This window comes from Zobellella denitrificans (genome assembly GCF_002237365.1).
In the GTDB taxonomy this organism is placed as follows: domain Bacteria; phylum Pseudomonadota; class Gammaproteobacteria; order Enterobacterales; family Aeromonadaceae; genus Oceanimonas; species Oceanimonas denitrificans.
Map to the genome: position 1 here is coordinate 1 of NZ_NMUO01000111.1, position 11,760 is coordinate 11,760.

General features: G+C 67.7%; 9 protein-coding genes and 1 pseudogene. 9 read left to right on the top strand and 1 reads right to left on the bottom strand.

Going from position 1 to position 11,760, the window contains the following annotated elements; translation table 11 throughout:
* The 7 genes from CGX12_RS17205 to CGX12_RS17235 form a co-directional block, all read left to right on the top strand.
* Window positions 1-1,078 (top strand): acetyl-CoA C-acyltransferase (locus CGX12_RS17205; RefSeq protein ID WP_142995658.1); only part of this gene is annotated, 1,078 nt, incomplete at its 5' end.
* A 12-nt stretch (window positions 1,079-1,090) separates the two neighbouring features.
* Window positions 1,091-2,584 carry a CoA-acylating methylmalonate-semialdehyde dehydrogenase gene (locus CGX12_RS17210; RefSeq protein ID WP_094041072.1) on the top strand — a complete coding sequence of 498 codons (1,494 nt, stop codon included), beginning with the start codon at window positions 1,091-1,093 and terminating at the stop codon, window positions 2,582-2,584.
* Window positions 2,585-3,096: 512 nt separating this feature from the next.
* Complete coding sequence (locus tag CGX12_RS17215) at window positions 3,097-4,251, top strand: acyl-CoA dehydrogenase family protein (RefSeq protein WP_094041073.1); 1,155 nt, start codon at window positions 3,097-3,099, stop codon at window positions 4,249-4,251.
* Between the two features lie 408 nt (window positions 4,252-4,659).
* On the top strand, window positions 4,660-5,436 hold the full coding sequence (locus tag CGX12_RS17220) for an enoyl-CoA hydratase (protein WP_094041074.1): 777 nt from the start codon (window positions 4,660-4,662) through the stop codon (window positions 5,434-5,436).
* A gap of 172 nt (window positions 5,437-5,608) precedes the next feature.
* Window positions 5,609-6,742, top strand: coding sequence for an enoyl-CoA hydratase/isomerase family protein (locus CGX12_RS17225; RefSeq protein ID WP_094041075.1), 1,134 nt, complete (start codon window positions 5,609-5,611; stop codon window positions 6,740-6,742).
* 14 nt (window positions 6,743-6,756) lie between these two features.
* A complete protein-coding gene (gene mmsB / locus CGX12_RS17230) occupies window positions 6,757-7,653 on the top strand; it encodes a 3-hydroxyisobutyrate dehydrogenase (RefSeq protein WP_094041076.1) in 897 nt (298 codons plus the stop codon).
* 2 nt (window positions 7,654-7,655) lie between these two features.
* Complete coding sequence (locus CGX12_RS17235) at window positions 7,656-8,417, top strand: SDR family NAD(P)-dependent oxidoreductase (RefSeq protein WP_094041077.1); 762 nt, start codon at window positions 7,656-7,658, stop codon at window positions 8,415-8,417.
* Between the two features lie 181 nt (window positions 8,418-8,598).
* On the opposite strand, the gene CGX12_RS17240 is transcribed toward CGX12_RS17235, so the two are convergent.
* Window positions 8,599-10,248, bottom strand: a complete 1,650-nt coding sequence (locus CGX12_RS17240; RefSeq protein WP_094041078.1) for an electron transfer flavoprotein-ubiquinone oxidoreductase — start codon at window positions 10,246-10,248, stop codon at window positions 8,599-8,601.
* A gap of 279 nt (window positions 10,249-10,527) precedes the next feature.
* On the opposite strand from CGX12_RS17240, the gene CGX12_RS17245 reads away from it, so the two are divergent.
* Window positions 10,528-11,277: an electron transfer flavoprotein subunit beta/FixA family protein gene (locus CGX12_RS17245; RefSeq protein ID WP_094041079.1), complete on the top strand. Its 750-nt coding sequence runs from the start codon at window positions 10,528-10,530 to the stop codon at window positions 11,275-11,277.
* Window positions 11,277-11,760, top strand: a pseudogene (locus tag CGX12_RS17250) (electron transfer flavoprotein subunit alpha/FixB family protein); the annotation flags it as partial. The gene CGX12_RS17245 and the pseudogene CGX12_RS17250, both read left to right, overlap by 1 nt.

Here is an 11,760-nt window from a genome sequence, read left to right on the forward strand (position 1 = left end):
CATCAAGGCCGCCCTGGGTCGGGCCGGGGTGGCGGCTGAGCGGGTGGATGAGGTGGTGATGGGGTGCGTGCTGCCCGCCGGCCAGGGCCAGGCACCGGCCCGGCAGGCGGCACTGGGGGCCGGGTTGCCGGTGTCCGTCGGCTGCACCACGGTCAACAAGATGTGCGGCTCGGGCATGAAGGCGCTGATGCTGGCCCACGATCAACTGCTGGCGGGCTCTGCCCGGCTGATGGTGGCGGGCGGCATGGAGAGCATGAGCCTGGCGCCCTACCTGTTGCCCAAGGCGCGGGCGGGGCTGCGCATGGGCCATGGCCAGTTGCTGGATCACATGTTTTTCGACGGCCTGGAGGACGCCTACGAGGGCGGACTGATGGGCAGTTTCGCCCAGCGGACGGCGGACAAATTCGGCATCGTTCGGGAGGCGATGGACGACTTCGCGATCAGGTCCCTGACCCGGGCCCAACTGGCCATCGCCGAAGGGGACTTTGCCGAGGAAATCGTGCCGGTCGAGGTGGCGGAGCGCCAGGGCAGCCGGCGGGTGGACACCGATGAACAGCCGGGCAAGGCCAGGCCCGACAAAATCCGTACCCTCAAGCCCGCCTTCGCCCAGGACGGCACCATCACCGCCGCCAATTCCAGCTCCATCTCCGACGGCGCGGCCGCCCTGGTGGTGACCACCGCCGAGCAGGCGGCGGCGCTTGGTCTCAGGCCCCTGGCCCGGGTGCTGGGCCACGCCACCCATGCCCAGTTGCCCGCCGAGTTTACCCTGGCGCCCATCGGCGCCATCGACAAGCTGCTGGACCGGCTCGGCTGGCAGGCGAGCGAGGTGGATCTGTTTGAAATCAACGAGGCCTTCGCGGTGGTCGCCCTGCTGGCCATCCGCGAGCTGGGGCTGGATCCGGCGCGGGTCAACGTCAACGGCGGTGCCTGCGCCCTGGGCCACCCCATCGGTGCCAGCGGCGCCCGTATCCTCGTCACCCTGTTGCATGCCCTGCGCCGGCGCGGGCTCAGGCGGGGGGTGGCGGCCCTGTGCATCGGCGGCGGCGAGGCCACGGCGGTGGCGGGGGAATTGCTCTAGGAGGACAGGAAAATGACATACCAGGTACCGCTGCTGATCGGCGGCAATATGGTGCAAAGCCAAACTCACGAGTGGCTGGAGGTGAACAACCCGGCCACCCAGGAGATCATTGCCCGCCTGCCCTGCGCCACGGCCGAGGAGGTGGAGGCGGCGGTGGCGGCGGCAAGCCGGGCCTTCGTCGAATGGCGGGAAGTGCCGGTGCCGGAGCGGGCCCGCTTGATGCTGCGCTACCAGGCGCTGCTGAAGGAATACCACGACGACATCGCCCGCCTGCTCTGCAAGGACACCGGCAAGACCTTCGAGGACGCCAGGGGCGACCTGTGGCGGGGCATAGAGGTAGTGGAGCAGGCCGCCAACATCGCCTCCCTCAGCATGGGCGAGACCCAGGAAAACGTGGCCCGGGGCGTGGACTGCTACAGCTTCACCCAGCCGCTGGGGGTCTGCGTCGGCATCACCCCGTTCAACTTTCCGGCCATGATCCCGCTGTGGATGTTTCCGCTCGCCATCGCCTGCGGCAATACCTTCGTGCTCAAGCCGTCGGAGCAGGATCCCCTGGCGTCGATGCGGCTGGCCGAGCTGTTCAAACAGGCCGGCGCCCCCGACGGCCTGCTGCAGGTGGTGCACGGCGGCAAGGAGGTGGTGGACCGGTTGCTGGTGCACCCTGAGGTGTGCGCCATCTCCTTCGTCGGCTCGGTGGCCGCCGGCCAGCATATCTACCAGACCGGCACCGCCCACCTGAAACGGGTGCAGGCCTTCGCCGGCGCCAAGAACCACATGGTGGTGCTGCCCGACGCCAACAAGCAGCAGGTGATCAACAACCTGGTGGGCTCCTCGGTGGGCGCCGCCGGCCAGCGCTGCATGGCGATATCGGTGGCGGTGCTGGTGGGCGAGGCCAGGGAATGGATCCCGGAGCTGAAAGACGCCATGGCCCGGGTGCGACCCGGCGCCTGGGACGACCCCGACGCCGGCTACGGCCCGCTGATCAGCAAAGCGGCCCGGGAGCGGGTGCTGCGGCTGATTGCCGGGGGCAAGGCCGAGGGCGCCGAGTGCCTGCTCGACGGCAGCCACTGCGCGGTGGACGGCTACCCCCACGGCAACTGGGTAGGGCCCACCCTGTTCCGCGGCGTCACGTCCGAGATGGCCCTCTACCGGGAGGAGATCTTCGGCCCGGTGCTGTTGCTGATGGAAGCGGACAGCCTGGACCAGGCCATCAATCTGGTCAACGCCAACCCCTACGGCAACGGCACCTCCATCTTCACCGCCTCGGGCGCGGCGGCGCGCAAATACCAGCACGAGATCAGGGTGGGCCAGGTGGGCATCAACGTGCCCATACCGGTGCCGCTGCCCTTTTTCTCCTTCACCGGCTGGCGCCGCTCCTTCTACGGCGATCTGCATGCCTACGGCAAGCAGGCGGTGCGCTTCTACACCGAAACCAAGACCATCACCGCCCGCTGGTTCGAGGACGAGGCAGTGGCCGGGCCCAATATGTCGATTCATCTGAAATGAAAGTGATGAACCGCAAGCAGTCGACTACTAGCCAGGACTTTGCTCTCCAGTCCGGCTTTTTACTTGAGCGTAGAAATGAGGCAACAGGGCCACCTCCGCCGACACGCTGCAAGCACATCCCTGTGACGCTCGGCACATGCCGTCCCTGGCATGTGACGGTCGGCGGAGGCCATCCCTGTGCCTCTTTCAAACCCCGACGTTGTCTGATGATGGAGCCATCAGGCGACACTGGTGCGTCAAGGAGGACAAAGGATGCTGCTCCGCCGGCCCTCCGCGCCAGGGAGGGCGCGGCGGAGCCCCCCAGGGGGCGAGCTTGCTCGCCGGGACGAGCTATTTCGGCCTGACCGAACATCCAGTGAATGTTCGCAGCAGGCCGAAATGGCGAGTATCAGGTCCCACGGCGTGCCGGAGGAGTAGTGCCCTTTGGCTGACGGCTCGCTTTATCAAAAGGCAACAAGAACTCGAGGCCAAGAGATAGACATAACACATACACGCGACCGGAGGGAGCTTGCATGAACTTTGAACTGAGCGACGAACAGCGGGCCTTTGCGGCCCTGGCCGACGACTTCGCCCGCAACGATCTGGAGCCCCATGCCGCCGACTGGGACCGGGACCACCACTTCCCGGTCGAGACACTGCACAAGGCGGGCGGGCTGGGCCTCTGCGCCCTCTATACCCCCGAGTCCGCCGGCGGCCTGGGGCTGAGCCGGCTCGACGCCAGCATCATCTTCGAGCGCCTGGCCATGGGCTGCACCTCCACCACCGCCTTCCTCACCATCCACAACATGGTGACCTGGATGGTGGCGAGCGCCGGCAGTGAAGAGACCTGGGCGCGCTGGGGCGAGGGGCTGGTCAGTGGACGGCTGCTCGGTTCCTACTGCCTGACCGAGCCCAACGCCGGCTCCGACGCCGCCTCCCTCAGGACCAGCGCCCGCCGCGACGGCGACCAGTATGAGCTGAACGGTAGCAAGATGTTTATCTCCGGCGCCGGCAGCACCCAGGTGCTGGTGGTGATGGCCCGCACCGGCGGCGAGGGCGCGGGCGGCATCTCCGCCTTCGCCCTGGACGCCGACAGCCCCGGCATCGTCTACGGCCGGCCCGAGGACAAGATGGGCTGGAACAGCCAGCCCACCCGCACCGTCACCTTCGAGCGGGTGCGGGTACCCGCCGGCCAGCGGCTGGGGGCGGAGGGCGAGGGCTTCAAGCTGGCGATGAAGGGGCTGGACGGAGGCCGTATCAACATCGCCAGTTGCTCGGTGGGCACCGCCCAGCAGGCCCTCAACAAGGCGCGCCAGTACCTGCAGGAGCGCAGCCAGTTCGGCCGCAAACTGGCCGAGTTCCAGGCGCTGCAGTTCAGCATCGCCGACATGGCCACCGAACTGGTGGCGGCGCGCCAGCTGGTGCGGCTGGCGGCGAGCCGACTGGATGCGGGCCATCCGGACGCCACCACCTACTGCGCCATGGCCAAGCGCTTTGCCACCGATGCCGGCTTCAGGGTGTGCGATCAGGCGCTGCAGCTGTACGGCGGCTACGGCTATATCCGCGAATACCCGCTCGAGCGTTACCTGAGGGATACCCGGGTGCACCGCATCCTGGAGGGCACCAACGAGATCATGCGGCTGCTGATCGCCCGTCGGGTACTGGCGGAAGGCAGCGGGGAGCTGTGATGGCCATTTGCCTAGGGCGGCGTCTTTCGGCCGAGGGAGGGAGGCCAAAGGGCCAACTCCGCCGACACGCCGTGAAGACAGGACACTCGCAGTTTCGACCTGCTGCGAACATTCACTGGATGTTCGGTCAGGCCGAAATAGCTCGTCACGGCGAGCAAGCTCGCCCCATGGGGGCTCCGCCGCGCCGATGTCGCGGAAACAGCTCTTGTCGCCGCGCTGCGACTTGCCACTGGCAACTCGGTCGCGGCGCCAAGAAGCTGTGCCAGGCGCTTCGCGCCCCCTGGCGCGGAGGGTCGGCGGAGCCGTTCCCTTTGCCCTCCTTGCGAGGACGGGAGTTGTCGGCTCGCCATCGTTCAGGCCCGGCATTCCCCTCAATAACGACCATCGCCGTAATAGAGAAGCGCAGCCATGACCACCGCTATTCGTTTTGAACAACAAGGCCATACCGCCATCCTGACCATGGACAACCCGCCCGCCAATACCTGGACGGCGGCAAGCCTCTCGGCCCTGGCCGAGCGGGTGGCGCAACTGAACGCCGACCGGGAGATCTGGAGCCTGGTGCTGACCGGGGCGGGGGACAGGTTTTTTTCCGCCGGGGCCGATCTCAAGCTGTTCGCCGACGGCGACCGGGCGGTGGCGCGGGAGATGGCGCGGCGCTTCGGCGAGGCCTTCGAGGCCCTGAGCCGGTTTCGCGGCCTGTCCATCGCCGCCATCGACGGCTATGCCATGGGCGGCGGCCTGGAGGCGGCCCTGGCCTGCGATCTGCGCGTGGCCGGCCGGCAGGCGGTGATGGCCCTGCCCGAGGCCAAGGTGGGGTTGCTGCCCTGCGCCGGCGGCACCCAGAACCTGACCTGGCTGGTGGGCGAGGGCTGGGCCAAGCGCCTTATCCTCTGCGGCGAGCGGCTGGATGCCGAGCGGGCCCTGGCCATCGGCCTGGTGGAGGAGGTGGTGCCACAGGGGCAGGCCCTCGATCGGGCCCTGGCGCTGGCCCGCCAGGCGGAGCAGCAGAGTCCTTCCTCGCTGGCCGCCTGCAAGCGGCTGATCCAGTCGGCCCGCAGCCGGCCCCTGGAGCAGGGCTATATCCGGGAGCGGGAGGAGTTTGTGGATTTGTTCGACACCGAGGATCAGCGGGAAGGGGTCAACGCCTTCCTGGAAAAACGCCCGCCCCAATGGCGCAACCGCTAAGAGAGGACGGGCAGCGCTGGGGAGTGTGGTGAGGACAAAGGGGGCTGCTCAGCCGACCCTCCGCGCCAGGGAGGGCGCGGCGGAGCCCCCATGGATGGGTTTACGGCGTGTCGGCGAGGCAGGACGCTTTGGCCGAAAACTCCAGATTTCAAGCAGGTTTCAAGGAGGCTGAATGAGCCTGATAGTCGAAGAGCATGCCACGGGCGGCGGCCGGCGTATCGGCCGGCTGGTGCTCGACAACGAGCGCAGCCTCAACGCCCTGAGCCTGGAGATGATAGAGCGGATGCTGCCCCAACTGGCCGCCTGGCGCCAGGATGAGGGGCTGGTGGCGGTGCTGCTCGAAGGCGCCGGTGACCGGGCCTTCTGCGCCGGCGGCGACGTGGTGGGGCTGTACCGGGCCATCACCTCGGCCCGGGAGACTGGCCCCCTGGATGACCTGGGCCTGGGGCCCATCCCTGAGCCGGCGGAGTGCTTTTTCGAGCGGGAATACCGGCTGGATTATCTGCTGCACCGCTACCCCAAGCCGGTGATCTGCTGGGGCGGCGGCATCGTCATGGGTGGCGGCCTGGGGCTGTTCAGCGCCAGCCGGCAGCGCATCGTCACCGAGCACAGCCGGCTGGCGATGCCGGAGGTGACCATCGCCCTCTACCCGGACGTGGGCGGCAGCTGGTTCCTCAACCGCCTGCCGCCGGGACTGGGGGAGTTTATCGCCCTCACCGGCTGCCAGCTCAATGCCAGCGACAGCCTCTGGTTGGGGCTCGCCAACAGGGCCATCGCCGCAAGCCAGCGGGCCGAGTTGCTGCCCCGCCTGCAGGACGTGGCCGAGTGGCGGGATCCCGCCGTGGCGGTGGGGCTGGTGCTGCGGCAATTGGAAGCGGCGTCGCTTGATGTGTTCGCCGACCAGCCCTCGCCCCTGCGGGAGCACCAGGACGGCATCCGCCGGCTGATGGACCGGGATCGCCTGGCAGACCAGGTGGCGGCCATCCTCGGCGCCGACCTCGATTCCCCCTGGTTCGAGCGGGCCCGGCAGGGCCTGGCGGCGGGCAGCCCGCTGGCTATCCGGGTGATCGACGAACAACTGCGGCGCTGCCGGCACTGCTCCCTGGCCGAGGTGTTCCGCCGGGAGCTGGCGTTGTCGGTGCAGCTGTGCCGGTATCGGGAGTTCGCCGAAGGAGTGCGGGCCCGGCTTATCGACAAGGACAACCACCCCGACTGGAGCTTCGGGACCCTGGAGCAGGTGGACGAGGCGCTGCTGGCGGCCCTGTTCACCCCGCCCTGGCCCCGAAGCCCATTGCAGGATCTGTAACGGAGGCAAGCACCATGGCAACCATCGCATTTATCGGTTTAGGCAATATGGGCGGCCCCATGGCCGCCAACCTGGTCAAGGCCGGGCACCGGGTTCAGGTGTTCGATCTGCAGCCCGAGGCGGTCAGCCGGGCCGCCGGCACCGGCTGCATCCCGGAAACCAGCGCCACCGAGGTGGTCAAGCACGCCCAGGTGGTGATCTCCATGCTGCAGAGCGGCCGCCAGGTGGAGGGGCTCTATATGACGGGCCCGGATCCCCTGTTCGAGCGGATGGCGCCGGGTACCCTGGTGATCGACTGTTCCACCATCGATGCGGCCACCGCCAAGGCCACGGCCCAGCGGGCCACGGCCCATGGCCTGGACTTTATCGATGCTCCCGTGTCCGGCGGTGTGGCCGGGGCCCAGGCCGGCACCCTCACCTTTATCGTCGGCGGCAGCGAGGATCAGTTCGCCCGGGCCGAGCCGGTGCTGCACCAGATGGGCAAGAATGTGTTCCATGCCGGCTCCCACGGCGCCGGGCAGATGGCCAAGGCCTGCAACAACATGCTGCTGGCGGTGTTGATGGCGGGCACCTGCGAGGCGCTCAACATGGGCATCAACAGCGGCCTGGATCCCAAGGTGTTGTCGGAGATCATCAAGCAGAGTTCGGGCAACAACTGGGCGCTGCAGCTCTACAACCCGGTGCCGGGGGTGATGGAGCATGTGCCCGCCGCCCGGGGCTACCGGGGCGGCTTTCAGGTCAACCTGATGTGCAAGGATCTGAACATCGCCATGGAGCTCAGCCGGGACAGCGGCTCGCCGGTGCCCATGGGCGCCGCCGCCAAGGCCCTGTTCAACCTGCACCAGGTGGCGGGCCATGGCGAGTTCGACTTTTCCAGCCTGTTTAGGATGTTCCGGCAAGGAGGCGAATAGCCATGGAGATCAGGGGCAAGGTGGTGGTGATCACCGGTGCCGGCCGGGGCCTGGGACAGGCCATGGCCCGGCAACTGGCGCGCCAGGGTGCCAGTCTGGCGCTTGTCGACAACAACGAGCAGGATCTGGCCAAAAGCGGCGAGATGGTGGCCGCCACCGGGGCCCGGGTGGCGGTGCACCTGTGTGACATTGCCGACGAGCAGCAGGTGGCGGACAGCTTCGGCCACATAGTACGGGAGCTGGGCGGGCTGGACGTGTTGGTCAACAACGCCGGCCTGATGCGCGACGCCCTGCTGATCAAGCTGGAGGAGGGCAAGCCGGCCGGCAGGATGAGCCTGCAGCAGTGGCAGCAGGTGGTGGACGTCAACCTCACCGGCACCTTCCTGTGCGGCCGGGAGGCGGCGGCCATCATGGCCGAGCGGGGCCAGGGCGGCCTTATCGTCAACATCTCCTCGGTGGCCCGGGCCGGCAACCGGGGCCAGAGCAACTACTCGGCCACCAAGGCCGGGGTAGCGGCCCTGGTGGTGTGCTGGGCCGGCGAGCTCAGCCGCTACGGCATCCGGGTGGCGGGCATCGCCCCCGGGGTGATCGCCACCGCCATGACCGCCCAGATGAAGCCCGAGGCGATGGAGCGCATCACCCGCAACATTCCCCTGGGACGCCTGGCCACCGTGGAGGAGCTGGTGCACAGCCTGCAGTACATCATCGAGAACGACTACTTCCATGGCCGCATCCTGGAAATGGACGGCGGCCTGCGGCTGTAGGACTAAAGTCTAGCTTGTCTGAATGCCCGCCCGGGGGTAATGTTTTTTGCAACGCACAGCAACGGACGTGCCTCCCTGCGTTGACAGAGCTAACAATAAGACAATAACAACCACAGCCATATCCCTGAACGCAATGATTCCCTTCGGTCATGGAATCACTGCCTTCAGGGTTTTTTTATGGCTACATATTGGGGTAGTTGGGACCACTTCCTCCTTCCGGCGGCACCCAGCGGATATTCTGGGCCGGATCCTTGATGTCGCAGGTTTTGCAGTGCACACAATTGGCGGCGTTGATCTGGAAGCGGGGTTGTCCTTCCTGCTCCACCACCTCGTAGACCCCCGCCGGGCAATAGCGCTGGGCCGGTTCGTCATAGCGGGGCAGGTTCTCCCGCAGCGGGACTGCCGGATCCTGCAGTTGCAGGTGGCAGGGCTGATCCTCGTCGTGGCCGGTGTTGGCCAGGTAGACCGACGACAGCTTGTCGAAGGCCAACACCCCGTCCGGCCTGGGATAGTCCGGTTTGCGGCTCTTCGCCGCCGGGGCCAGGGTGGCGTGATCCGGCGTTCTGTCGTGCAGGGTGAAAGGCAGCCAGCCCCCCAGCAAGTTGTGGCTGAGGGCATTGAGGGCGCCGCCCAGCCAGGGCCCCAGCCTGTGCAGGGCGGGCACGAAGTTGCGGCTTTGATGCAATTCCTGGTGCAGCCAGGACGAGCGCAGGGCGCTGGGGTAGGCGGCCAGGCTGTTGCCGCCGGTATCCCCCGCCGCCAGGGCTTGCACCACTGTCTCGGCAGCCAGCATGCCGGATTTCATGGCGGTGTGAATGCCCTTGACCTTGGCGCCGTTGAGGGTGCCGGCGTCGCAGCCCAGCAGCAGGGCGCCGGGCATTGTCATGCGCGGCAAGGAATTCAGGCCGCCCTTGGTGATGGCCCGGGCACCGTAGGCCAGCCGCTTGCCATCGTACAGATGGCGGGCCAGCAGCGGATGGTGCTTGAGGCGCTGGAACTCGTCGAAGGGGCTGAGGTGGGGGTTGCGGTAGTTGAGATCCACGATAAGCCCCACCGCCGCCTGGCCCTCGTCGCCGTGGTAGAGAAAGAAGCCGCCGCCGCTGTCTTCCTCGAGTGGCCAGCCGGCCCCGTGCAGCACCAGGCCCGGCCGGTGGCGCGCCGGATCGAGCTGCCACAGCTCCTTGATGCCGATGGCGTAATGCTGGGGATCCCGGCCCTGGTCCAGGCCGAAGCGGGCGATCAGCTCCTTGCCGATATGGCCGCGGCAGCCCTCGGCGAACAGGGTGTAGCGGGCGCGCAGCTCCAGGCCCGGCACGTGATTGGCCTTGGGGCTGCCGTCCGCCGCCAGCCCCATATCGCCGGTAAGCACCCCGGTTACCCGGCCCTGCTCGTCGTAGAGGGGCGCCTGGGCGGCGAAACCGGGAAAGACGGCCACCCCCAGTTGCTCGGCCTGAACGGCCAGCCAGCGGCACAGGTTGCCGAGGCTCACGATAAAGTTGCCCCTATTGTGCAGGGGGGAGGGCACCAGGGCGGAGGGCAGCTCCAGGCCGCCCCGTTCGCTGCTCAGCATATAGAAACGATCCTCGGTGACCGGGGTGTGCACCGGGGCGCCCCGTTCCCGCCAGTCGGGAAACAGCTCGTCCAGGGCCCGGGTCTCCAGCAGGGCGCCGGAGAGAATATGGGCGCCCACCTCGGCGCCCTTTTCCACCAGGCAAACGCTCAGGGCCAGATCCCGGGACGCCGCCTCCTGCATCAGCCGGCAGGCGGCGCTCAGGCCGGCCGGGCCGGCGCCCACTATGACCACGTCAAATTCCATCGACTCCCTTTCCATGTTCCGGCTCCGAACCTGGGCACATGGCTAAAGTATTGTATTGGTTGCGGTATTTAACAAACCCCCGGGCGGCAGGATCGGCGGGGATGGATTAGTATTAAGTCATTGTTCCCAATAGCGCAGCATCGACCGGGTACCGGACGCAGACACGCCGTAAACCCATCCCTGGGGGCTCCGCCGCGCCATCCCTGGCGCGGAGGGTCTGCTTACCGATACCCGGTCGCAGCCCGGAACAACCATTGGTTATCCAACTCATATCCCACAGAGCCGGGGGCAGGCATGAAGGTACTGGTCACGATAAAGCGGGTGATTGACTACCACGTCAAGGTCAGGGTCAAGGCGGATCAGAGCGACGTGGATCTGGCCAACGTCAAGATGGCGGCCAACCCCTTCTGCGATATCGCGGTGGAGGAGGCGGTGCGCATGAAGGAGAAGGGCTGGGTGTCGGAAATCGTCGCCGTCTCCGTCGGCCCCGCCGCGGCCCAGGAGCAACTGCGGGCGGCGCTGGCGCTGGGGGCGGACCGGGCGGTGCTGGTGCAGAGCGCCGAGGTCGCCGAGCCGCTCACCGTGGCCAGGCTGCTGGCCGCCTTGTGCGAGCGGGAGCAGCCCGGGCTGGTGCTGCTCGGCAAGCAGTCCATCGACACCGACAACAACCAGGTGGGGCAGATGCTGGCGGCGCTCACCGGCTGGCCCCAGGGGACCTTCGCCTCGCGCATCGAGCTTGAAGGCGATGAACTCCTGGTCACCCGGGAGGTGGACGGCGGCCTGCAGACCCTGGCGCTGGCCCTGCCGGCGGTGGTGACCACGGATCTCCGGCTCAACGAGCCGCGCTATGCCTCCCTGCCCAATATCATGAAGGCCAAGCAGAAACCCCTGGAGACCCTGACCCCGGATGAACTCGGCATCACGCCCAGGGCCCATTGCCGGGTGCTCAGGGTGACGCCGCCGCCGGTGCGCAAGGCCGGCATCAAGGTGGCCGACGTGGCCGAACTGGTGGACAAGCTCAAGCACGAGGCGAAGGTGATCTGATGACGACCCTGGTGATAGCGGAACACGACAATGAATCCCTGAAACCGGCCACCCTGCATGTGCTGGGGGCCGCCGCCCGGCTGGGGACGGACATCGAGCTGCTGGTGATGGGCCAGGGCTGCCGGGCAGTGGCCGAGGCCGCCGCCCGGCTCGGGGTGTGCAAGGTGTTGCTGGCGGATCACGACGGCCATAAGCACCAGCTGGCGGAAGCGGGCGCGGCCCAGGTGGCGGCCCTGGCGGGCGGCTACAGCCACCTGCTGGCGCCGGCCACCACCTTTGGCAAGAACCTGATGCCGAGGCTGGCGGCCCTGCTCGACCTGGGCATGGTGTCCGAGGTGATCGCCATCGAGGCGCCGGATACCTTCGTCCGTCCCATCTATGCGGGCAACGCCATCGCCACCGTGCAGTCCCTCGACGCCATCAAGGTGCTGACGGTGCGCGCCACCGCCTTCGAGGCGGTGGCGCGCACCGTCAGCACCTTGA